This is a genomic window from Actinoplanes sp. NPDC049598 (assembly GCF_040675435.1).
Lineage (GTDB): Bacteria > Actinomycetota > Actinomycetes > Mycobacteriales > Micromonosporaceae > Actinoplanes.
Genome location: NZ_JBFAOX010000028.1, coordinates 15,545 through 38,281, shown reverse-complemented (window position 1 = coordinate 38,281; position 22,737 = coordinate 15,545). Strand labels below are relative to the sequence as shown.

The following is a 22,737-nucleotide window of genomic DNA, read 5'->3' as shown; positions in this document are numbered from 1 at the left end:
CAGTTGGTGAAATATGAAACATGTCCGAGTTCTCTGCGGAGCGTGCGGCCCTGCGTGCCTGGCGTGACGGCCTGGTCAATCTCGACGCCGGGAACCGGCTGCTCAACTTCAAGCGATCCGAGTCCGGCACGATCGACGTCCAAGGCCCGCCGGCCGGCGACATCGTGCGCGCGATCCGCGACGGCCGCGACTACGGCTTCCTCGCCTTCGGCGCGAAGCCCGAGACCGGCGGCCTCTTCCGGACCGAGCTGACCGCGGCCGCGCTCGGCGGCCAGCTGCGCCGCCTGCTGCGCAAGTCGCGCCAGGACTTCCTCGACCGCGGCGTGCCGGTGCTGCATCTCGCCGCCGGCATGCTGCGCTGGCGCGACGAGGAGGACGTCGCCTTCACCAGCCCCGTGCTGCTGATCCCGGTCGAGCTGACCGCGCTGGGCCCGGGCGACGTGCCCAAGCTGCGGGTCACCGGCGACGACCCGGTGGTCAACCCCGCCCTGGCCGTACGCCTGCGCCGGCTCGGCGTGGATCTGCCGGCGGCCGGAAGCCTGGCCGAACTCGACGTGCCCGGCTACCTCGGCCGGCTGGCCGAGGCCATCGGCGGGCGCGACTGGCACACCGACGAGACCGTGCTGCTCTCGACGTTCTCCTTCCACAAGGAGGCGATGTACCGCGACCTGCTCGACAATGAGGACCGCATCGCCGCTCATCCGCTGGTTCGCGCCCTGGCCGGCGGCGAGCCGGGCACGTCGTTCGAGCCGATCCCGGCCGCGGCCGTCGACCGGCTGGCGCCGCCGGAGGAGATGCCGCTGGTGCTCGACGCCGACGCGTCCCAGCGGGCCTGCGTCGCCGCCGCGGTCGAGGGCCGCAGCTTCGTGCTCGACGGCCCGCCCGGCACCGGCAAGTCGCAGACGATCGCCAACATGATCGGCTGCCTGCTGCACGCGGGCAGGCGCGTCCTGTTCGTCTCGGAGAAGGCGGCCGCGCTGGAGGTCGTACGCAACCGGCTCGCGACCGCGGGCCTCGACGGCTACCTGCTCGAGCTGCACAGCCACAAGGCGACCCGCAAGGAGGTGGCTCGCGAGCTCGCCGCCGCCCTCGACGACCTGCCGCTGCCCAGCGCCGGACGCCCCGTCGACAAGGAGCAGTTGCGCGAACGCCGCGAGCGCCTGAGCGGTTACGCGGTCGCGATGAACGAGGTCCGCGAGCCGCTGGGACTGAGCCTCTACGAGGTGCTCGGCTCGCTCGACACCGTCGAGGTGCCCCGGCCCGAGCTCTCGGTCAACGCGCTGACCCCCGAGTCGCTCGAACGCGTGGGCGACGCCGCCGACGATCTCGCCCGCTGCTGGCGCCCGGCCACCGGCGACTTCCTCTGGAGGGACGTGACCGAGCGCGAGCCGCTGGACGACCGGCTGCGCCGCGCCCGCGCCGCCCTGCGCGCGCTGGCCGAGGCCGCCGGCCGGCACGGGGCCACCGCGGAAGCGTTCGGCATCACCCGGCCGTCCCAGGCCGGCCGGCTCGCCGCTCTGGTCACCCACGCCGCGCACCGCCCGGCCGACCTGCCTGCCGAATGGCTGACCATGGCCAGCCTGGAGCCGATCGGCCGCGCGGCCGAGCGCCGCAGCCGTGACCTGAGCGCCGTGCGGCAGGCCCGAGCGGCCGTCCAAGCGGCCGCCGGCGTCGAGTGGCACGAACTGCCCGACGTCGAGCCGCCCGCGCTGGAGCCGCGGACGCTCGTCGCCGACGCCGCCGAGGAAGCCGCCCACCGGCACAGCGAGGACGCCGACGCGCTCGACGAGGTGCTGCGGGACGCCGGCCCGCTCGCCTCCCGGCTCGGCCTGCCCCCGGTGGCCACGTTCGCCGACCTGTCCCGGCTGGCCTCGATCGCCGACCTGGCCTCGCGGCCGAACCGGCCCGAGCCGTTCTGGTTCGGCCCCGGCGTGCTGGCCGGCGTGTCGGCCGCCGCGACGGCGCTGCGCCGCTCGGCCGAGGCGGTGACCGCGGCCGAGGCGCAGGCCCGCCGCTACTTCCACGAGTCGATCGTCGACCAGCCCGTGGAGCAGCTCGCCGACCGGCTCACCAACGTGCACCGCGGCCTCCGGAAGCTGTTCCGGGCGTACCGCCGCGACTGGGAGGCGGTGGCCGCGTTCGCCGTGCCGTCGATGGCGCCGGCCGAGGCGGTGGCCCACTTGGGGACGGCGGTGGCGTGGAAGGTGGCGCTGCGCGAACAGGTCGCCGCCGAGCGGCAGTACGCGCCGCTGCTGGGCCGCTATTGGCAGCGCCAGGCCACGGACTATCGCGCCATTCACGAGGCAGTGCAGGTAGCCGGTGAACTGCTGCGGCTCTCGCCGCCGGAGTCGGTGCAGCAGGTCGCCGACCAGCTCGGCAAGCCGGTGCCGGGTCTGGCCCGCATCGCCGGGCAGGCGCGCCGGGCGCGTGAGCCCGAGGCCGAGACGATCCGGGAGGAGATCGCGGCGCTGCGGGCGCGGGTGGAGCCGCTGAAGACGGCCGCGACGGCGCTGCGCGCCTACAGCCGGGCCTGCGAGCGGGAGGTCGACCTGGCCGAGGCCCTGCGCCTGGCCCGGTTGCGCAAGGCCGTCGTGGAGGCGGAGCAGGAGCTGGCCGCCCGGACGGACCAGGATGCAGCGCTGACCGGGCTGGCCGGGCCGGGCGAGGGGCTGGCCGGGCCGGGCGAGGGGCTGGCCGGGCCGGGCGAGGGGCTGGCCGGGCCGGGCGAGGGGCTGGCCGGGCCGGGCGACGGGCTGGCCGGTCTGGGCGACACGCTCGCCGGGCTGGGGGACGGGCTCGACGAGGCGATCGGGTGGGCGTCGGCCGCCCGGCGGCTCGCCACAGGCACGGACCGGCCGCTGAGCGAACAGCAGGCGGCGGCGCTGGGCGACAACCAGGGCGCGGGCGCCCTCGCCGAGCGGGCCGGCGCCTGGGAACAAGCGCGCAACGGAATCCTCGCCGCGTTCGCCACCACCCGGCACGAGGAGATCGGCGCTGCCCTCGACGCGTACGGCAGCCAGCTCCTGGACGATCTGATCGAGGACCGGACCGGCCAGGACGAGTGGTTCGGCTATCTGTCCGCGCGCCGGGTGCTGGCGTCCCACGGCCTCGACGCGGCCGTCGACTCCTGCGCCGAGCAGCAGTTGCCGCCCGAGCGGATCCGCGAGGTGCTCGGCCGGGCCCTGCTCGCGGCCTGGGCCGACGCTGTGATCCGCTCTGACCGCCGGCTGCACCCGGGCGGCTCGGCCGAGCGGGACAGGCTGGTCGCGGAGTTCCGCCGGATGGACGCGGCGCTGGCCGACGCCGCGCCCGCGACGATCGCGGCGGCGCTGACCGAGCGGAAGGCGGCCGGGCGCCGGGCGGACGACGTCGCGCTGCTGCGCCGCGAGGGGATGAAGGAGACCCGGCATCTGGCCGTGCGCGACCTGATCGGGCGCACCCGCGACACCGTGCTGGCCATCAAGCCGTGCTTCCTCATGTCGCCGCTCGCGGTCAGCCAGTTCCTCCCGTCCGACCTGAGCTTCGACGTCGTCATCTTCGACGAGGCCTCGCAGATCACGCCGGGCGACGCGGTCAACTGCGTCTACCGGGCCTCGGCGATGATCGCGGCGGGTGACGACAAACAACTGCCGCCCACGTCGTTCTTCTCGGTGTCGGCCGAGGCGCCGGCGGCGGTCGACCTCGACGCGGACGAGGAGCCGGCCGGCGACGTGGCGACCGACGTCAACGACTTCCAGTCCGTCCTCGAGCTGGCCAAGGCCTGCGGCGCCTTCCGCACGCTCGGCCTCGCCTGGCACTACCGCAGCCGGCACGAGGCGCTGATCGCCTTCGCCAACCACGCGTTCTACCAGGGACGGCTGATCACGTTCCCGGGCGCCACCGAGTCCGATCCGGATGCCGGCGTCGAGCTGATCCCGGCCGGCGGCGTCTATCGCCGGGGCACGACCAGGGACAACCCGGTCGAGGCGGAACGGGTCGCCGAGCGGATCGTGCACCGCCTCACCACCCGGCCCGAGGAGTCGCTCGGCGTGGTCACGTTCTCGGTGGCCCAGGCCGAGGCGATCGAGGCCGCCCTCGACCGGGCCGTCGCCAAGCACCCGGGGCTGGAGCGTTACCTCGACGGCGACCGTCTCAACGGCTTGTTCGTCAAGAGCCTCGAGTCGGTGCAGGGCGACGAGCGCGACGTCATGATCTTCTCGATCGGTTACGCGCACGACGAGGACGGGAAGATCAGCACGAACTTCGGCGCGCTCAACCAGCGCAACGGCTGGCGCCGGCTCAACGTCGCGATCACCCGGGCCCGGAGGCGCGTGGAGATCGTCTCGTCGATCCGGGCCCGGGACATCCCGGCGTCGGCCAACGAGGGCGTCCGCCAGCTGGCCGCCTATCTGGACTACGCGGAGCGCGGCCTGGCGCCGGCGTCGCGCTCGACCGCGGTCGACCTGCTGGCCGACGAGATCGCCACGCTCGTGCAGTCCTGGGGATACCGGACGCGGACGGCGGTCGGCGCCGCCGGCTATCGCGTGGACATCGGCGTGCGGCACCCCGCGTACGAGGGTGAGGTCTTCGCGCTGGGCATCCAGTGCGACGGGCCGCGCTACGCGTCGATCGCCGCGGCGCGGGACCGCGACCGGATCAGCGCGGAGATGCTCGCCGGGCTCGGCTGGCGGTTGCACCGGATCTGGGGCACCGCGTGGCATCGCGACCGCCCGGGCGAGCAGGCCCGCCTGCGTGCGGCCATCGAGGACGCCGTCGGTGCGCTCCCGGCGACCTCGGCCCAGTCGTACCGAAGGGTGGATCTTGTACGTCTTCAACCCGTCTCCTGACCGATTGCCGTATTGACTCGTTGCGTCTTGATGTCCAGCATGGTTCGGGTGACATCAGGGAGCGCCGCGGCCGCCGCCGCGCCGGTCAGCTGTGTCGCGTTCCGTGCCGACGGCCGTCGGCTCGCCAGCGGCTCACACGGCGGCGGGGTCCTCGTGCAGGACACCAGCGACCCGGCCCGGCCGACGAAGTTGACCGAATTGGCCCATCGGTCGGCCGTCCTCGGCGCCGCCTTCAACCCGGCCGCGACCGATCTGCTCGCCACCGGATCGGCCGACGGCACGGCCGCGGTCTGGCGAGTGGTCGACGACCGCCCGCCCGCGCTCATGAAGGTCCTCAACGGACACCCGGCGCCCGTCACCGCCGTGCACTGGATGCCCGACGGGCAGCACCTGCTCTGTCAGCTCGGCGACGGCCGGGCCGCGGTCTGGCACGCGTTCAACGAGGCCTACCTCGGGGAGGTCGGCGACTGCCTGGGTCTCGACGTCGGCCCCACCGGGCTGGTCGCCTCGGTCGGCACGAGCGGCATGGTCCGCGTGCGCGACCTGGCCGGCGACCCCAACCCGCTGGCCGCCCGGCAGGCGCCCGCGGCCGAGGCCTGCGCGTGGACGCCGGACGGGACCACGCTGGCGCTGGCCCGCCGCGACGGCACGATCGAGCTGCGCACGCCCCAGCTCGACCCGATCCGGACCCTGCGCTCGCCCGGCGTGCCGCTGCGGGCGATCACCTGGTCGCCCGACGGCCGCTACGTGATCGCGGGTGGTTACGACGGCACCGTTCTCACCCTCGACACGAACGACCGCACGCTCTGGCGGCACACCGACCCGGCCATCCGGCCACGCTCGCTGACCGTGGCCGGCCCGGCGGTCGCGGTCGCCTCGTTCGGCGACCGGCCGTACCTGCTCGACCTGTTCTCCGGCGGGTACTCGCGGCAGGAAGCAGGAGAGCCGACCTCGCCGACGGTCAGCTTCCGCGACGGCATGGTCATCGCCGACGGCCGCACGGTGACGGCGGGCCCGCTCGCCGAGCGCACGGTCATCGTCGAGCACGAGCTGCCCGTGCGGGCGGTGGACGCGCTCGGCGACCGGATCGTGGTCTCGGCCGCCCACCAGGCGATCAGGCTGACCCGGCTCGACCCGCAGGCCTACGAGGTGGAGCTGGGCGTCACGCTGCGCGCGCCGGAACCGGTGCGCACAGTCGCCCTGCTCGGCTCGGCCCTTGCCACGGTGGTCGTCGCCGCCTCGTACGACTTCCGCCTTTTCGCCTGGACCGTGGACTGGGCCGGCCCGCCGGTCGGGCCGCGCCTGGCCGGCGAGTTCGGCAGCGGGGTGGCCACCCTGCAGCGCCTGGATGACCAGCGCCTCACCGCCACCGACCACCGGGGCGAGCTCGTGATCCTCGCGCTGGGCTCGGACGGCGCTCTCTCCGCATAGGACCTGTGGGGTCATGGCTGCGGCTCCTCTCGCTCGGATGCGGGAGAAGCTAGGCCGCCGGACCGGCCGCCGCCATGCCGATCTGCTCGCCTGTGGATAACTTCCGCGGCGGGTCGGCCAATGTGGATAACTCCGGGCCCGGGGTGGCGCCGGGTCTATGGTCGAGGGCGCACGTGTCGGTGGGCGAGGCTTCGCACGGCGCTCGGCCCACCGGTTTGACTCGACAAAAGCGTGATCTTGCCGCGGGCCCGCTCAGGCGCGCAGACGGGCCGCGGCGGCCACCGGGTCGAAGCCGAAGGGCAGCTCCAGACGGTGGGCGCGCAGCAGATCCTCGTCGGCCAGCAGGCCGTCGGTGGGAGCGTCGGCGACGATGCGGCCGTCGTCCAGGATCACCGAGCGGGCGCAGAGCTGCAGCGCATAGGGAAGGTCGTGAGTGACCATCAGGACCGTGACGGGCAGCGGTTCCAGGATCTCGGCCAGCTCGCGGCGACTGGCCGGATCGAGGTTGGAGGAGGGCTCGTCGAGGACGAGGATCTCGGGGCGCATGGCGAGCACGGTGGCCACAGCGACGCGGCGGCGCTGGCCGAAGGACAGGTGGTGCGGCACCTGGTCCCGGTGCTCGGACATGCCGACCGCGGCGAGGGCTTCGTCGACGCGGGCGGTGAGCTCGTCACCGCGTACGCCCAGGTTCTGCGGGCCGAAGGCGACGTCCTCGGCGACCGTGGGCATGAAGAGCTGGTCGTCGGGGTCCTGGAAGACGATGCCGACGCGGCGGCGGATCTCGGCCAGCCCGGCGCGGTCGGCGGGGTCGACGCGGGCGCCGGCCACCTCGATGATTCCCGCCCCGCCGTGAAGAATGCCGTTGAGATGCAACACCAGCGTGGTTTTACCGGCCCCGTTCGGGCCGAGCAGGGCGACCCGCTCGCCTGTGGGGATGGTCAGGTCGACGCCGCGCAGGGCGACGTGGCCGTCGGGGTAGGCGAAGTGCAGGCCGGCGACCCGCAGCGCTGTGTCTGTTCCGCTCATCCCGGACATCATCCCAGGGCCGCGGCCAGGGCTATCCCGGCGGTGGCGGCCGGCAGGGCCGACGCGGCCAGCCACTGGGCCGTGGGCGCCCGGTCGTCGTCGAGACGGGGGAGCCGGCCCTGATAGCCGCGGGCGACCATGGCGAGGTAGACGCGCTCGCCCCGCTCGTAGGCGCGCAGGAACAGGGCGCCGACGCTGACGGCGAAGGCCTTGACCTGCCAGAGGAAGCGGGGATCGTAGCCGCGGGCCAGGCGGGCGATCCGCATGCGGCGGGCGTCGTCGGCCAGGACGTCCAGGTACCGCAGCATGAAGGTGGCGATCTGGGTGAAGACCGTGGGGCAGTGGAGGCGGTCCAGGCCGAGGATCAGGTCGCGCATGGTGGTGGTCGCGGCCAGCAGCAGGGAGGCGAGGACGCCGAGGGTGCCCTTGGCGAAGATGTTCCAGGCGCCGTGCAGGCCGTCGACCGACAGCGACAGGCCGAGCCAGGTGATCCGCTCGCCCTGGCCGAATAAAGGCAGGGCCACGGCCAGCAGGACGAACGGGAGCTCGATGGTGGCCCGTTTGGCGAGCCACAGGGCGGGCACCCGCGCCGCCACCGCCACTCCCGCGAGAAGGACGAGGTAGCCGCCGAAGGCCCAGAACTCGGTCCGCGGGGTGATCACCACGATGATGGTGAAGAGCAGCACCGCGACGATCTTGACCTCGGGCGCCAGCCGGTGGACCGGGCTCTCGCGCAGCAGGTGCAGGGGGTGTGCGTGCCCGGTGCCCATCAGTCGGCGTGCTCGACGTCGGCGGCGGTCCTGCGCCGGCGGACCAGCCAGAAGACTCCGCCACCGATGGCGAAGGTGATCAGGACGCCGAGCACGCCCGAGAGACCCGTGGAGAGGTACTCGTTGTCGATGCCCTTGATGCCGTAGTCGGCCAGCGGGCTGTCCGACATCTGGTGGTCGCCTTCCTGCTGGGCCATGCAGGTGCCGCCGGTGATCTCGCCTTCGGCGTTGAAGGTGCAGCCCTCGCGGGCGGTGTAGTCGAGGCCGTCGGGGCTGCCCGAGGCGAAGCTGCTGACCACGCCGGCGAGCAGCAGGGCGACGAGCAGGCCCCCGGCCAGGAACCATCCGAGTCGCTTGTTCATGCCGTGGCTCCCACCTCGAGGTTGACCGGCTTGCGGAAGCGCCGCAGCGCGTACACCAGGTCGGGGCGGACCCGGGCGACGGTGGCCACGGTGGTGGCGGCGATGACGCCCTCGCCGATGCCGATGAGCACGTGGACGCCGGCCATGGTGCCGGAGATCCAGGGCAGGGAGAGCTCGGTGGTGCCGCCGAGCGCGTACTCCAGGACGAAGCCCTGCGAGGCGACGACAACCGAGATGATCGAGGCGATCAGGGCGGTGGCGCCGAGGCCGGCCGGGGTCTTCGGCAGGAAGCGCAGCAGACCCACGACCAGCAGGTAGCCGGCCGCGGTGCCGAGCAGCGCCATGTTGGTGATGTTGAGGCCGATGGCGGTCAGGCCGCCGTCGGCGAACAGCAGGCACTGCACGATCAGGACGGTGGAGACGCAGAGCGCGCCCACCCAGGGGCCGACGAGGATCACCGCGAGGGTGCCGCCGAGCAGGTGGCCGGAGACGCCCGGCAGCACCTGGAAGTTCAGCATCTGCACGGCGAAGATGAACGCCGCGACCAGGCCGGCCATCGGGGCCAGCCGGTCGTCCAGGTCGGCCCGGGCCTTACGGACGCAGAAAGCCAGCGCCACAACGGCGAAGACCGCGAAGATCGCCGACACCGGACCGTTCACGATGCCGTTGGCGATGTGCATCGCCGTCGTGTCCATGACTGGCCTCCTCTCAGAAAGTTCCCAGCGACCGAAGCATATTGGCGCGGAGATGCTGTTGCAAAGAGTTGGCAACTAGGCGTCAGTCTGAAGATCAAGTGAAACGTGGGCGGCCGGAACCCTAGAAAAGGGCGAGCTGACCCGGCGTCGGATCCCGCCGGGTGCTCAGGCCACCCCGGAACACCCACGGCCTGACCTCGGGAATCGGGTCGGCGCCGTCCTCGGCCACCGGGGGAGCGCCGCCGGTCAGGGCCCACAGCGACGGGCCGAGATTGATGCCGCGGGCCCGCAGTGCCTTTCTCATCACAGTCATGCTCAATGGGAGCCGGGCCGACGCGAGCGGCGGGATCGGCAAGTCGAGCCGCATGGTCATCAGCTCGCGGTTGCGGTCGACGATCTCGCGGGCCGACGGGTCGGTGAAGTGCCGGGCGGCGTGCTCGCCCACGGTCGCACGGAGCAAGGCGGCGTCGGCCTTCCAAGCGGCCTCGACGCTGCCGAACGCGGCCAGCAGCTTGGCCGCGGTGGCCGCGCCGAAACGGCGGACGCCATGCAGATTGTCGGACGGGTCACCGCGCAGGGCGGCGAAGTCGCGGTACTGCCCGGGGTGCACGCCGTAGAGGCCGGACAGGCCGGCGGCCTCGACCAGGACGGCCTCGTCGAAGCCGCCGTTGCGCACCCGCAGCACCGACGTGTGCTCGTCGAGCAGGGCAAACGCGTCGCGGTCGCTGGTCATCAGCACGGAGCGCCAGCCGTCGCGGCGGGCGGCGGCGGCCGAGCTGGCCAGGACGTCGTCGGCTTCCCATGACTCGTGGACGACCGTGCAGACGCCCGCGTCACGCAGCAGCGAGGGCGCTTCCAGCAGCTGTGCGGTCAGATCGGGCGCCTTGTCGGGGCGATGGGCCTTGTACGCGGGGTAGGAGAGCCGCCGCGCCGAGGACGAGGGGCAGTCGAAGCCGACGATCAGGGCGTCGGGCCGCAGATGAGCCGAAGCCCGGGCCAGATATCCGAACAGACCGCGCAGGGCCCAGATCGGGCGGCCGTCGGCGTCGACCCAGCCGTCACCGGCGCCCGCGTGGTACGCCCGGTGCAGAAGGCTGTTCCCGTCGAGGACCAATAGCAGCGGCACCTCAAAGAGGGTACGCGGGCCCGCCGGAACCATCACTCCCCTGATGGTCCCGGCGGGTGATCTGGGCGCGTCAGGCCGTCGACGGGGGCGCCACGCTCCCGCGGACGACCAGGGAGGGGGCGATGGTCCGCCGCGCGGCGTCGGCGGTGGCCTCCTGCTCGATCTGGGCGAGCAGCAGCTCCAGGGTCGCCGTCGCCGCGGCGTCGAAGTCGGGCCGGACGGTGGTCAGCGGCGGGGTGAAGTACTCGGCCTCGGGCACGTCGTCGAAGCCGACGATGCTCACGTCCTCGGGCACGCGGCGCCCGTGCTCGTTGAGCGCGCGCAGCAGGCCGAGCGCGATGTGGTCGTTGGCGGTGAAGACCGCGGTCGCCTCGGGCAGACGGGCGAGCAGCTGGCCGTTGCGGTAGCCGGAGGCCGCGCCCCAGTCGCCGGTGAGCAGCGGCGGGATCTCCCGGCCGGCGTCGCGCAGCGCCGACTCCCAGCCGCGGACGCGACCGGCCGCGTCGAACCAGTCGGACGGGCCGGAGATGTGCCAGACCGTGTCGTGGCCGGCCTCGAGCAGGTGCTCGGTGGCCGCCCGGGCGCCGGCCACCTGGTCGACCGTGACCAGGGTGCTGGTGCGCTCCGGATCGCCGTCGATGGTGACCAGCGGCACGTCCTCGGGGAGCTGGGCCAGAGCCGGGCCGGCGCTGGCCACCGGGGCGATCACCACGAGACCGGCCACCCGTTGGTCGAGATGGCGCTCGACGGCGTCGGCGATGGAGCGCTCGTCGAGGTTGCGGACGCTACCCACGTTGACCGCGAATCCGGTCGCCAGGGCGGCCTCCTCGAACGCGGTCAGCATCATCGCGGGGCCGTACAGCGCCGTGTTCTGGGTGACCACGCCGATCACCTTCGAGGTGCCGGTGACCAGGGCGCGCGCGGCCCGGTCGGGCCGGTAGCCCAACTCGGCGATCGCGGCCTGCACCTTGAGGCGGGTCTGCTCGCTCACGTTCCGGTGCTCGTTGAGCACCCGTGAGACCGTCTGATGGGACACCCCCGCCAGCCGGGCCACGTCCATCATGCCCGGCGGCCGTCCGCGCTTCACGCTCACCCGGGGCAGGATATCGCCTCATCACAGCCCTCCCGCGAGCAGCTGATACGCCGCGCCGTGGTCATTGGCCACGGGCGACGTCGCGGATCGTTGCGGCCGGGCCGGCAGGGCAGCCGCGGTGGTCCAGGGCCGGGGCAGATCGGCCGGGGTGCGCAGGCGCAGCAGCGGCTTGCGCAGCGTGGCCAGCCCGCTGATCCACATCTTGGCGGGGGAGAACCGGTGCATCCACGCGATCACGCCGGCGCAGCGGTCGTCGGTGTTCGCGGCGACCATCGTGGCCCGGATCCCGTCGGCGTCGGTGAGCACGGGGCGCCACACGATCGGCAGCGGCACGGTGTCGGAGCTGTCGAGCTCGGCCACCACCTGCTGCGACTGGGCAGCCACCTCGGCCAGCGCGTCGCCGCCGTAGTGGTCCTGGCTGCCGGTCAGGAACCAGATCTCCCCGGCGGCCGTGTGGTCGACGGTCATGCTCTGCTCCCGGTCGTCGCGGGCTGAGCCACCGTGTCCCGGTCGACCAGGGCCGGCTCGACGAGCGCCGACGCCGCCGAGCGGGAGCCGGAGACGAGCTGGTCGAGCAGCAGGCGCAGCGCCTGGCGGCCCACGTCGGCGAACTCCTGGCGGACCGTGGTCAGGGCCGGATGGAAGTACGCGGCCTCGGGCACGTCGTCGAATCCGACCAGGCTGACGTCCTCGGGCACCCTCCGGCCGTGCTCGGCCAGCGCCCGCATCACGCCGAGCGCGACGTGGTCGTTCGCGGCGAAGACGGCCGTGCAGTCGGGGATGCGGGCCAGCATGCGGCCGCACTGGTAACCCGAGGCGGCCGTCCATCCGGCGCGCAACATCGGCGGGGCCTGGGCGCCGGCCTCGGCCAGCGCGGCGCGCCAGCCCGCCTCCCGGGCCCGGCTGCCGTGCCACTGCTCCGGGCCGGCGACGTGCCAGACCGTACGGTGGCCGTGCTTGAGCAGGTGCTCGGTGGCGAGCCGGCCGCCCGCGTACTGGTCGACGGAGACGTTCGTGACGTTCCACTCGGGCAGGCCGTCGACGGTCACGATCGGGATGCCGGGCGGGACGAGGCGCATGGCCTCGGCGGCCGCGTCGACCGGGGCGATGAAGACCAGGCCGGCCGCGCCCTGCTGGACCAGCCGCTCCACGATCCGGCGCGAGGCCGCGGTCGCGTCGTAGCCGGCCACATGCCCGACGGTGAGGGAGAGATCGGCGCCGAGCGCCGCCTCCCCTATGGCCTGCACCATGCTGGACGGTCCGTACAGCGTCGTGTTCTGCGCGACCACGCCGACCACGTTGGACCGGCCGGTGGCCAGCACCCGGGCCGAGAGGTTGCGGCGGTACCCGAGCTCCGCGATGGCGGCCAGCACCCGGGTCCGGGTTGTGGGGGAGACGTGCGGATGTCCGTTGAGCACGCGCGAGACCGTCTGGTGGGACACCCCGGCCTTTGCCGCCACATCGGACATCACGGGGCGGCGGGTCATGCGCCGTCCGTGCCGGCCCGCGAGATCACCACGGTTGTGCCTTCATGCGAGAACGTCCTCCGCGGGTAGGTGGGACCCGGCCAGCGGTCGCGCATAGATGAAGGTCACCCACCACGCCGCGAAATGTGAACGCAAACATGCGTGGTGGGTGTACGCGCTGTCAAGGGCTCATTACACGCCCGTTATCTGTTCGTGACATTAATGACCATGCATCATGACTTGGAAAAACCCGAGCCTTGACAGGGCTCGCACACGTGCCGGATCGTGTCCTGCGTATATCGAAGGTGTTTCACCACACCGTCGGCCGCCGTCCTGTCCTGTCACGCCGGGGTGCGAGGCGTGTGAACGCTCTCAGCGCTTCTGCACGTCGGCCGGCGCGGGCCGCCGGACGAGGCGGGAGGGTTGGGCCAGCGGGACGAAGGCGATCAGGATCGCGGCCGAGGCGAACGGCAACAGATCCAGGTCGACCGGGATCGCGAGGAAGCCGATCAGGAACAGCGCCGGGCTCCACCAGGGCAGAACGCGCACGCCGGCGAGCAACGCCATCAGCACGACCATGCCGAGGCCGAACAGCGCCGGGCCGGTGGTCTCCAGGGCGCCGGGCAGCGGCGCGCTCTCCTGGAAGCTGTCGAAGAGATCGCCGGTGATCACCCAGAGGAAGCAGCCCACGCCGAAGACCACCCCGACGGTGGCGACGGAAGCGGCCACTGCGGTAGCACGTCGCTTCACCACCAGGAGCCGGCGCATCTGGATGGCCAGGACGGCGAAGAGAACCATCGCCACGAAGAAGGCGGAATGACCGAGGTCCCAGGCCGGGCCGTTGCCGCGGTCGCCGTCCCAGCCGTCCACCCACCGGGCCAGGCCGTAGAAGAGCATCAACAGGGGTGCGACGACAGCCATCAATCTCATGCACGGAGCGTAAAAATCGGGCGGCCGTCCCGGAATCGGTGAGAACCCGGCCCTTCCCCGTAAGGGCGGACGGCCGGCGGGGTCGCCGCCGGCCGTCCGCTGTGGGAGTCGGGACTCGGTCAGGAGAGCGGGCAGGTGCTCCGGTACTCCTCGATGGACAGGCCGCTCGGGCCGGGACAGATGAACTGGTCGTAGCGGGTGTCGTTGTCGACGAAGCGCTTCAGCCAGGACACGGCGAGGCGGGCGGTCGGGGTGTTGACCGACTGCGGGAAGAAGTGGCTGGCGTTGTTGAGCTCCAGGTACGCCTTCTCCGAGCCGGAGTTGAGGCTGCTGTAGAACAACTCCGAGTGCGTGCCGACCGGGGCGACCGTGTCGGACTCGCCGCCGACGATCAGCGTCGGGACACGGTTGCCCGACCACGACTTCGTGAGGTTCCACGGAGCGAGCGGGATCGCGGCCTGCAGCGACGGACGGTCGCGGGCGGCCTCGAGGGTGCCGCCACCGCCCATGGAGTGGCCGGCCACGGCGAGCCGCGAGGCGTCGACGCGGGTGCGTACCGAGCTCTGCCGGGTCAGGTAGTCCAGCGCGGCCAGCAGCTGGTCGCCGCGCTGGGCGGGCTGGTCGAGCAGGGTGTTGGTCTCGATGCCGATCACCACGAAGCCGTGCGACGCGATGCGCGGGCCGAGCCAGGACAGGCTGGACCAGGTGGCGGTGAAGCCGGGCGAGATGGCGACGGCGCCGAACGTGCCGTCGCTGGTCGTGGTCGGGTAGTAGATGACGCCGCCGCCGAAGCCGGTGACGAGCGACGAGACGTTCTGGGTGGAGACGCTGTACGGACCTCGGCTGGCGTCCAGCGCGGCCTGCGTCGGGGCCGGGCCGCGCTCGTACGGATTGTCGGCGGCCCGGGCCGGCGCGACGCCGACCGTGACGGACAGCGCCACGGCGGCGACCGCCGCGGCGAAGACCTTGCGAAGGTGCTGCACCTGACACGCTCCTCGGGGGTAGGAGATTGATGGCGGTCAGTTTTTGCCGCTCCCGGGCCATTGCGCATCGGCGAAATCACCAGTGTCGGCAACCGGGCGTTAACGAGCGCGAAATTTCATCAACCGAAAAGGGCTTCCCCGGGGCCGGGCGGATCGACAGACTCGCCGCATGCTTAATGCACCGGTAGTGCATGAAGTTGTCCCTTGTGGCCGTGACGCCGACCTGGCGGCGATCACCGACCTGCTCACAGAAGCGGCGGCCGGGCGCGGCGGCGCCCTGGTCCTGACGGCCGGCCCGGGCGAGGGCCGCACGACGATGCTCGAGGCCGCCCGGAGATCCGTGCTCGATCAACCACCGGCCGCGAGAGGCCTGATGTGGACCGTCGTGTCCGTTCCGGGGCATGGGGACGAGTCCGGCATCGCCTACGGCGGGCTTCAGCGACTGGTCGAGTCCCTCGACGGGACGGTGCGGGAGCTGCCGGCGGAGTGGCGGGAACCGCTGCTCGCGGTGGCGGGCGGGCGTGAGCCCGGGGGCGGGCCGCTGACGTTGTGCCTGGCGGTGGTGGCGCTGCTGCGGCGGGCGGCGCGCGGCCGGGCGATGCTCTGCCTGCTCGACGACGCCGACCGGCTGGATCAGCCGACCCGTCAGGTGATCCGGCTGGTGGCCCGCCGCCTTGGTGGGGCGCCGGTCGCAGTCCTGGCCTCGGTCACCCATGACGCTGCTCTCACCGGGTTGCCGCTGCGGCAATTGCGCCCGCTGGATGAGGAGGCGTGCCGTGAGCTGCTGCGCCGGTGGGCGCCGGACATCACCGACGACGTCGCGACCGGGCTGCTGGAGATCGCCGGGGCCAACCCGGCGGCCCTGACCGACCTCGCCACCACGCTGACGCCGGAGCAGCGGCGGGGCTATGCGGCTCTTCCCGGCACGTTGCCGCCGGACAGCCGGCTCCGGCTGCGCCTGCGGGCTGTGCTGCCGGCGTTGCCGCCGTCCACTCGCACACTACTTCTGCTGGCCGCGACCGACTCCACGGTCCGCCCGGCGGAACTGCTGAAAGTGGCCGGCGCCGGGGCGTCGCTGTCGGATCTCGAGCCGGCCGAGCGGGCTGAGCTGGTCGTCGTGGGGGAGGAGGGGGTGCGGTTCACGCCGGAGGTGGTCCGGTCGGTGATCCTCGCCGAGGAGACGGTCGGCCGGCGGCATGCGGCGCATCTGGCGCTGGCCGGGGTGCTGGGGTCGGCTGGGCGGCAACTCGGTGCGCTGCTGCATCTGGCGGCGATGGCGGCCGGGCCGGACGAGGAGCTCGCGCGGGAGTTGATGATGGAGGCGGAGCAAGCGGCGCCGCGGGAGGCCGCGATCGCGCAGCGGCGGGCGGCCGAGCTGAGCGCCACCCCGCGCGGGGCCTCGGCGGCGTTGCTGGCGGCGGCGCGGTCGCTGATGGCGGCCGGGCGTACGCATGAGGCGGGGCTGCTGGTGCGGCGGGCCGGCAAGCTGCGGGGCAGCGCCGGTGTGCGGGCGCGGGCCCGGGGCGTGCTGGCCGAGATCAACCTGCGGGCGGCGCCGGCCGAGGCGCGGGACGTGCTGCTCGACGTGGCGGCCGAGCTGATGCCGGCCGACCCGGACGGGGCTCTCGACGCCCTGCTGCTGGCCGGGGAGGCGTGTAGCCGGACGGGGGAGCCGGGGCGCTACCCGGAACTGGCCCGGCGGGCGACGGCCCGATTCGCGGACGGGCGGATGGGTGGACGGGCCATGGCCGTGCATCAGGTCGCCGGCGTGGCCGACCTGATGACGGGGGCCGAGGACGCGGCATTCATCCGCCTCCGGGAGGTGCTGCGGCTGGCGGAGCGGACCGCCGACCCGGCCGCGCTGATCCGGGCGGCCAACACGGGCATCCTGCTGGGGCAGGACAAGCGCGCGGCCCGGCTGGCCCGGAAGGCCGCCGGGCTGGCGCGGGAGAACGGTGCGTCGGCTCTGGTGCCGGCGGCGCTCGAGGTGGCCGCCTTCGCCGACCTGGCCGCCGGGCGGTACGACCATGCGACCGCCTCGGCGCTCGACGGGGTGGCGGTCGCCCGCGGGGCCGGCCGTCCCGATCTGGCCGACGCTCATCTGGCCCTGCTGGCGTTGCTGGCCGCGTTCGTCGGTGACCGGGAGTCGGCCCTCGAGCGGGTCGGCGCCGTGCGGCACGCCGAGCCCGAGGTGCGGGCCCTGGGCGTCTGGGCCGAGGCCCTGCTCGACCTGGCCGGCAATCAACCGGCGGCGGCGGCCGAGCGGCTGGCCGGCATCGTCGCCGGGGGCGGCTCCCTGGTCCTGCGCGTCGCCGTCACCCCGCACCTGGTGGAGGCCGCGGCGCACCTGAATCGAGGCGGGGAGAACGGCCGGAGAAGGGGCGGGGAGAACGGCTGGGGTAGGGGCGGGGAGAACGGCTGGGAGAAAGGCGGGCCACAGGCATCCGGGACAGCCGGGGAGGAACCCGCGGCGATCGGTGTTTTCGACCAGTGGGCCGGGCGGACCGGGCAGCATGGCTGGCTCGCGTTGCGGGCGCGCTGCCGGGCGCTCACGGCGCTCGATCCCGACGCCGCCGAGGATCACTTCCGGGAGGCGCTCGGGTGGCACGGGCGCGACGACGATCCGGGGTTCGCGCTGGCCCACACCGGGCTGCTCTACGGCCGTCATCTGCGGCGCCGGCGGCGGCCGGCCGAGGCCCGCGATCATCTGCGCCGGGCCGCCGACACCTTCCACCGGCTGGACGCGCGGCCCTGGGCCGAGCAGGCGATGCGGGAGCTGCGGGCGGCGGGGGCCAAGGCCGGCCCGGTGGGGCGTACGCCCCTGACGGCGCAACAGGAACGCATCGCCGGCCTGGTCGCCGAGGGCGCCACGAACCGGGAGGTGGCTAGGCAGCTGCACCTGAGCCCCCGCACGATCGACCATCACCTGCGCAACGTGTTCGCTCGTCTCGGTGTGCGGTCGAGAACTGAACTGGCCCACCTGCTGACCGCCGGCTGAAACGCCGTTAAGCCCACGATGTGGAAGGCCGTACAACAAAAGGGAAACGGAGCAGAGGGCTCAAGGGCAGAGTTTCGGACCGGAAGGTCCCGGGAACCGGCCGAGAGTTTTCGACGCCGACCCGCCCGAACTTTCGGAACGGGCGGATCGACGTGCGTCTAATCAGGCCTTACGGACCTCGACCGGGGTGATGAGCCGGCGGCCCCGGCCGACCTCGCGGACCGGGCCGGTCAGGGTGATCGTGGCGCGGCACGGCAGGTCGGCGGCCGAGGTGCCGACCAGGATCTCGACCTCGCCCGGGTCGACGATCATCGTGCTGAGGTCGCGGCCCGTGTAGGCGAGCCGGTCGGTGTGCACCGTGAACTCGACGTCCTTGGCCTCGCCGGGCTCCAGCGGCACCCGGGCGAAGCCGGTCAGCTGTTTCACCGGGCGCGTGACCTGCCCGATCACGTCGTGTACGTAGAGCTGGACGACCTCGTCGCCGGCCCGCTCGCCGGTGTTGCGGACCCGCGCGGTCACCGTGAACTCGCCGTCGGTCGGCAGCGAGGAGGCGGAGACGCGCAGGTCGTCGACCTCGAACGTGGTGTACGAGCGGCCGTGCCCGAACGCGAACAGCGGGGTCGGGTCGAGGTTGCTGACCCCGGTGTTCTCGGCGCCGAGCGACGGCTGCAGGTAGGTGCCGGGCTGCCCGCCCGTGGTGCGGGGGATCTGCACCGGCAGCTTCGCGCCCGGCTGGACCCGCCCCGAGAGCACGCCGGCGATGGCCGAGGCGCCCTCCTCGCCCGGCATGAAGGCCTGCACGAGCCCGGCCGTGCGGCCGGCGATGTCGCCCAGCGCGTACGGCCGGCCGCTGACCACCACCACGACCACCGGCGTGCCCGTGGCCAGCAGCTCCTCGACCAGGTCGGCCTGCACGCCCGGTAGGCGCAGGTCGTCGGCGTCGCAGCCCTCGCCCGAGGTGCCGTGCCCGAACAGCCCGGCCAGGTCGCCGACCATCGCCACGACCACGTCGGCGTCGCGGGCCGCGGCCACCGCCGCCGCGAAACCGGAGCGGTCGCCGGTGTTCACGTCGCAGCCGCGGGCGTACGAAATGTCCGAGAACTCCGACCGAAGCGCTTCGACGGCGGTCGGCACTTCGATGCCCAGGCCGATCTCGGGGTAGCGCGGCAGCACGTGGTTCGGGAAGGCGTAGCAGCCCATGAAGGTGCGCGGGTCGTCCGCCGCCGGCCCGACCACGGCGATCCGGCTCGAGGCCGGCAGCGGCAGCGCCGTTCCCGGGTCGAGCAGAATGATCGACTTCTCGGCCATCTCGCGGGCCAGCGAGCGGTTGCCGGACGAGTCGAGTCGGACGTCTCCGGCGGCGGCCACCGACGACTCGGGGGTCCAATCGGGGTCGAGCAGCCCGAGAGAGACCTTCTGGGTGAGCAGCCGGCGGACCGCCCGGTCGATGAGCGACTCCGGCACCTGGGAGATCAGAGCGGCCGAGAAGCCCAGCGTGTCCGGCAGCTCCACGTCGATGCCGGCGGTCAGCGCCTGCACGCCGGCCTCGGTCTCGTCGGCCGCGACATGGTGGGTCGAGGCCAGGAACGGCACCGCCCAGTAATCGGAGACGACCGTGCCGGTGAAGCCCCACTGGTCCCGCAGCACCGTGGTGAGCAGCCACGGGTCGGCCCCGGCGGGCACCCCGTCGATGTCGGAGTAGGAGTTCATCACCGAGCGCGCCCCGCCCTCGCGGATCGCCGTCTCGAAGGTCGGCAGGATGATGTCGAGCAGCTCGCGCCGCCCCATCGACACCGGGCCGTGGTTGCGGGCGCCGCGCGAGGCCGAGTAGCCCGCGAAGTGCTTGAGCGTGGCGATCACCCCGGCGCTCTCCAGGCCGCGCACGTAGCCCGCGCCGAGCAGCGCCACCAGGTACGGGTCCTCGCCGATGGTCTCCTCGACCCGGCCCCACCGGTAGTCACGCACGACGTCGAGCACCGGGGACAGGCCCTGGTGCACGCCGACGGCGGCCATGTCGCGGCCGATGGCGGCCGCCATCCGCTCGACCAGCTCCGGGTCGAAGGTAGCGCCCCAGGCGATGGCGGCGGGATAGACCGTTGCGCCGAAGGCGGTGAAGCCGGTCAGGCACTCCTCGTGGACCAGGGCGGGGATGCCGAGCCGCGAGTTGGCGAGGACGATCTGCTGCTGACGGATCAATTCGGCGGCGCCCTCGGCCGGCGTGAGCGGCTTGCTGCCGTACACCCGGGTCAGGTGGCCGAGGCCCCGTCGGCTGGCCTCTTCGAGGGAGATGGTGCCGGATGCGGCGAAGACGTCCTGCATCGGAGCGACGTTGAGGGTCTCCTCGGGGTCGGTCTGCTCCTCCTCCTGCATGTCGTTGCCGACCCAGCGGCTGCCCAGCTGTCCGACCTTCTCTTCGATGGTCATGGCGGCCATCAGGGCGTCAACGCGGTCAGCGACTTCGAGCGCCGGATCCTGCCATCGATGTTCTACGGTCACGGCGCGACTCCTCAGAGGTTCCGAAACTTTCAGTGTTTTCACAGCGCGAACTTTCGGCGCTGGGTGATCTTAGGATGCCCTGTCGAAACGGGCGGAGACGGCGTCCACTCTTGCTGTGGGAGCGCGACCACGGCAAGACCCTTGACATGATCACCACGAAACCCTACGTTAACGAAACCTCACGTTAACTTGCGGTCGTTGTACGAAAGTTGCAGTCTCTGTGACGCGGACGACCACCCAATCCGAGCGGCAAAACACTAATACGGAGATCAGCGTGATCAATAGGCGTAACTTCCTCGGCCTGGCCGCGGGTACTGCTGGTGCTGCCGCTCTGGCGGCTTGTGGCAGCTCCGGCCCGGAGGACAAGAGCGGCGGTTCCAACAGCGGTGGTGGCAGCGGCGGCGCGGCGAGTTACTGGTCGTTGAGCGGCGAGCCCGGCGAGCCGATCCGCCAGGCGGCGATCGACCGGTTCAACAAGGCCAACCCGGACACCAAGATCACCCCCACGTTCTTCCAGAACGACGCGTACAAGCAGAAGATCAAGACGGCTCTCGGCGCCGACCAGGGCCCGACGATGATCTGGGGCTGGGGCGGTGGCGGCCTCAAGGAGTACGTCAAGTCCAACCAGGTCGAGGACCTGACCTCGTGGCTCGACCAGAACGCCGCGGTCAAGGACAAGATCCTGCCGTCGTCGTTCGGCGCGGCCACGGTCGACAAGAAGATCTACGCGCTGCCGATCGAGACCGTGCAGCCGATCGTGCTGTTCTACAACAAGAAGGTCTTCGAGCGCGTCGGCGTCCAGCCCCCGAAGACGTGGGGCGAGATCATGGCCCTGGTGCCGAAGTTCAACGAGAAGAAGATCGCTCCGTTCTCCCTCGGTGGACAGTCACGCTGGACGAACATGATGTGGCTCGAGTTCCTGCTCGACCGCACGGCCGGCTCCGAGGTCTTCGACCGGGTCTTCGCCGGCGAGAAGGGCGCCTGGTCCGACCCGGCCGTGCTGGACATGCTCACCAAGATCCAGGATCTGGTGAAGGCGAACGGCTTCCAGAAGGGCTTCTCGTCGACCACGGCCGACTCGAACGCCGACCAGGCCCTGCTCTACACCGGCAAGGCCGCCATGATGCTGCACGGCTCCTGGTCGTACGGCATCCAGAAGGCCGACGGCGGCAACTTCGTCAAGGACGGCGGCCTGGGCTGGATGAACTTCCCGACCGTCGAGGGTGGCAAGGGCGACCCGAGCAACACGGTCGGCAACCCCGGTCAGTACCTCTCGATCTCGTCGAAGGCCTCCACCGAGGCCAAGGACATCGCCAAGAAGTTCTTCTCGACCACGCTGGTCGACGACGACGAGAAGGCCGGCTGGGTCAAGTCCGGCGGCGTGCCGGTTCTGAAGAACAGCGATAGCCTGTTCACCGGAGACGACGCGGCGTTCCTCAAGGACATGTCCACCATCGCCTCCAACGCCAAGGTCTTCGCCCAGTCCTGGGACCAGGCGCTGAGCCCGACCGCCGCCGAGACGCTGCTGGACAACATCGCGAAGCTGTTCCAGCTGCAGGTCACCCCGCAGCAGTGGGTGGACGCCATGAACGGAGTCATCGGCAAGTGACCACGATCGCTCCGCCCGTCGTACGGACGAAGGGCAGCAACAAGTCCAGCGGCGGGCGGAGCGGCTCCAGCTCCGTCACCTGGATGGCGCTGCCCGCGTTCGTGTGGTTCACGCTCTTCGGCATCATCCCGCTGTTCGGGGTGATGTTCCTGAGCTTCACCACCTGGAACGGCATCGGCGACATCGAGGTCACCGGCTTGACCAGCTGGAAGGCCGCGCTCTCCGACCCCGGCCTGCCCCACGCGCTGTGGATCACCTTCCTGATCATGGCGTTGTCGTGGCTGGTGCAGACGCCGATGTCGATTCTGCTCGGCACCTTCCTGGCCACCAGCAAGCGCTACCGTGAGCTGCTCGCGGTGCTGTACTTCATCCCGCTGCTGCTGAGCTCGGCCGCCATCGCCATCACGTTCAAGGCGCTGCTCGACCCGAACTTCGGCCTCGGCGCCGGCCTCGGCATCGAGTCACTGAACCAGGACTGGCTGGGCAACGCGACGCTCGCCATGGCCACCCTGATCTTCATCGTGTCCTGGCAGTTCATCCCGTTCCACACGCTGATCTACCAAGGCGCGGTGCGGCAGATCCCCACATCGTTGTACGAGGCGTCCCAGATCGACGGCGCCGGTCGGATGCGGCAGTTCTTCTCGATCACGCTGCCCCAGCTGAAGTACACGATCATCACATCGTCGACGCTGATGGTGGTCGGCTCGCTGCTCTTCTTCGACCTGATCTACCTACTCACCGGCGGCGGCCCCGGCGACTCGACCCGGACCCTCGCGCTGCAGATGTACCAGAAGGGCTTCCAGGCCAACCTGATGGGCCCGGCCAGCGCCATCGCCGTCATCCTGGTCCTCGTCGGACTCATCCTGTCGCTGCTGTTCCGGCGACTCGGCGGCCGGGCCGACGAGAGCCAGCTGGAAGGAGTCTGA

Annotated in this window: 16 protein-coding genes; 5 read left to right on the top strand and 11 right to left on the bottom strand. The window is 72.1% G+C overall.

Annotated elements, in window-relative coordinates:
- Positions 1-20: 20 nt before the first annotated feature.
- Both AB0J66_RS40795 and AB0J66_RS40790 read left to right on the top strand, forming a co-directional pair.
- Positions 21-4,826 (top strand): DUF4011 domain-containing protein, encoded by a 4,806-nt coding sequence (locus AB0J66_RS40795; RefSeq protein WP_364672661.1) that lies wholly within the window; start codon positions 21-23, stop codon positions 4,824-4,826.
- 48 nt (positions 4,827-4,874) lie between these two features.
- The gene (locus AB0J66_RS40790) at positions 4,875-6,257 is read left to right on the top strand and encodes a hypothetical protein (RefSeq protein WP_364672659.1); all 1,383 of its coding nucleotides are present in this window, start codon (positions 4,875-4,877) and stop codon (positions 6,255-6,257) included.
- Positions 6,258-6,509: 252 nt separating this feature from the next.
- Here the strand turns inward: AB0J66_RS40790 and AB0J66_RS40785 are convergent, their stop codons facing one another.
- The 10 genes from AB0J66_RS40785 to AB0J66_RS40740 all read right to left on the bottom strand — a co-directional run bounded on the left by AB0J66_RS40785 (position 6,510) and on the right by AB0J66_RS40740 (position 14,708).
- On the bottom strand, positions 6,510-7,292 hold the full coding sequence (locus AB0J66_RS40785; RefSeq protein WP_364672658.1) for an ABC transporter ATP-binding protein: 783 nt from the start codon (positions 7,290-7,292) through the stop codon (positions 6,510-6,512).
- Positions 7,292-8,053, bottom strand: a complete 762-nt coding sequence (gene cbiQ, locus AB0J66_RS40780) for a cobalt ECF transporter T component CbiQ (protein WP_364672657.1) — start codon at positions 8,051-8,053, stop codon at positions 7,292-7,294. Before cbiQ ends, AB0J66_RS40785 begins: the two co-directional genes overlap by 1 nt.
- A complete protein-coding gene (locus tag AB0J66_RS40775; protein ID WP_364672656.1) occupies positions 8,053-8,415 on the bottom strand; it encodes a PDGLE domain-containing protein in 363 nt (120 codons plus the stop codon). Before AB0J66_RS40775 ends, cbiQ begins: the two co-directional genes overlap by 1 nt.
- Positions 8,412-9,110 (bottom strand): energy-coupling factor ABC transporter permease, encoded by a 699-nt coding sequence (locus AB0J66_RS40770; RefSeq protein WP_364672655.1) that lies wholly within the window; start codon positions 9,108-9,110, stop codon positions 8,412-8,414. Before AB0J66_RS40770 ends, AB0J66_RS40775 begins: the two co-directional genes overlap by 4 nt.
- A gap of 121 nt (positions 9,111-9,231) precedes the next feature.
- Complete coding sequence (locus AB0J66_RS40765) at positions 9,232-10,236, bottom strand: 5'-3' exonuclease H3TH domain-containing protein (RefSeq protein ID WP_364672653.1); 1,005 nt, start codon at positions 10,234-10,236, stop codon at positions 9,232-9,234.
- A gap of 70 nt (positions 10,237-10,306) precedes the next feature.
- Positions 10,307-11,299: a LacI family DNA-binding transcriptional regulator gene (locus AB0J66_RS40760; protein WP_364672782.1), complete on the bottom strand. Its 993-nt coding sequence runs from the start codon at positions 11,297-11,299 to the stop codon at positions 10,307-10,309.
- A 51-nt stretch (positions 11,300-11,350) separates the two neighbouring features.
- Entirely contained in the window at positions 11,351-11,797 is a 447-nt protein-coding gene (locus AB0J66_RS40755; protein ID WP_364672652.1) for a hypothetical protein, read from the bottom strand.
- Positions 11,794-12,798: a LacI family DNA-binding transcriptional regulator gene (locus AB0J66_RS40750; RefSeq protein WP_364672780.1), complete on the bottom strand. Its 1,005-nt coding sequence runs from the start codon at positions 12,796-12,798 to the stop codon at positions 11,794-11,796. Before AB0J66_RS40750 ends, AB0J66_RS40755 begins: the two co-directional genes overlap by 4 nt.
- A 369-nt stretch (positions 12,799-13,167) precedes the next feature.
- The gene (locus AB0J66_RS40745) at positions 13,168-13,725 is read right to left on the bottom strand and encodes a hypothetical protein (RefSeq protein ID WP_364672650.1); all 558 of its coding nucleotides are present in this window, start codon (positions 13,723-13,725) and stop codon (positions 13,168-13,170) included.
- A 119-nt stretch (positions 13,726-13,844) separates the two neighbouring features.
- Positions 13,845-14,708: an alpha/beta hydrolase gene (locus AB0J66_RS40740; protein ID WP_364672649.1), complete on the bottom strand. Its 864-nt coding sequence runs from the start codon at positions 14,706-14,708 to the stop codon at positions 13,845-13,847.
- Positions 14,709-14,877: 169 nt separating this feature from the next.
- Between AB0J66_RS40740 and AB0J66_RS40735 the strand changes: the two genes are divergently transcribed.
- Positions 14,878-17,706 (top strand): LuxR family transcriptional regulator, encoded by a 2,829-nt coding sequence (locus tag AB0J66_RS40735; protein ID WP_364672647.1) that lies wholly within the window; start codon positions 14,878-14,880, stop codon positions 17,704-17,706.
- A gap of 162 nt (positions 17,707-17,868) precedes the next feature.
- Here AB0J66_RS40735 and AB0J66_RS40730 read toward each other — a convergent pair whose 3' ends face one another.
- Positions 17,869-20,202, bottom strand: a complete 2,334-nt coding sequence (locus AB0J66_RS40730) for a glycoside hydrolase family 3 N-terminal domain-containing protein (RefSeq protein WP_364672645.1) — start codon at positions 20,200-20,202, stop codon at positions 17,869-17,871.
- Between the two features lie 274 nt (positions 20,203-20,476).
- Between AB0J66_RS40730 and AB0J66_RS40725 the strand changes: the two genes are divergently transcribed.
- Positions 20,477-21,811 (top strand): extracellular solute-binding protein, encoded by a 1,335-nt coding sequence (locus tag AB0J66_RS40725; RefSeq protein ID WP_364672643.1) that lies wholly within the window; start codon positions 20,477-20,479, stop codon positions 21,809-21,811.
- Positions 21,808-22,737, top strand: a complete 930-nt coding sequence (locus tag AB0J66_RS40720; protein ID WP_364672641.1) for a sugar ABC transporter permease — start codon at positions 21,808-21,810, stop codon at positions 22,735-22,737. Before AB0J66_RS40725 ends, AB0J66_RS40720 begins: the two co-directional genes overlap by 4 nt.

Excerpts from the sequence above, each read along its gene's own strand:
- AB0J66_RS40770 (WP_364672655.1), bottom strand. The coding sequence starts at position 9,110 with ATGGACACGACGGCGATGCACATCGCCAACGGCATCGTGAACGGTCCG.
- AB0J66_RS40785 (WP_364672658.1), bottom strand. The coding sequence starts at position 7,292 with ATGTCCGGGATGAGCGGAACAGACACAGCGCTGCGGGTCGCCGGCCTG.
- AB0J66_RS40775 (WP_364672656.1), bottom strand. The coding sequence starts at position 8,415 with ATGAACAAGCGACTCGGATGGTTCCTGGCCGGGGGCCTGCTCGTCGCC.
- AB0J66_RS40750 (WP_364672780.1), bottom strand. The coding sequence starts at position 12,798 with ATGTCCGATGTGGCGGCAAAGGCCGGGGTGTCCCACCAGACGGTCTCG.
- AB0J66_RS40745 (WP_364672650.1), bottom strand. The coding sequence starts at position 13,725 with ATGAGATTGATGGCTGTCGTCGCACCCCTGTTGATGCTCTTCTACGGC.
- cbiQ (WP_364672657.1), bottom strand. The coding sequence starts at position 8,053 with ATGGGCACCGGGCACGCACACCCCCTGCACCTGCTGCGCGAGAGCCCG.
- AB0J66_RS40755 (WP_364672652.1), bottom strand. The coding sequence starts at position 11,797 with ATGACCGTCGACCACACGGCCGCCGGGGAGATCTGGTTCCTGACCGGC.
- AB0J66_RS40760 (WP_364672782.1), bottom strand. The coding sequence starts at position 11,299 with ATGATGGACGTGGCCCGGCTGGCGGGGGTGTCCCATCAGACGGTCTCA.
- AB0J66_RS40795 (WP_364672661.1), top strand. The coding sequence starts at position 21 with ATGTCCGAGTTCTCTGCGGAGCGTGCGGCCCTGCGTGCCTGGCGTGAC.
- AB0J66_RS40735 (WP_364672647.1), top strand. The coding sequence starts at position 14,878 with ATGCTTAATGCACCGGTAGTGCATGAAGTTGTCCCTTGTGGCCGTGAC.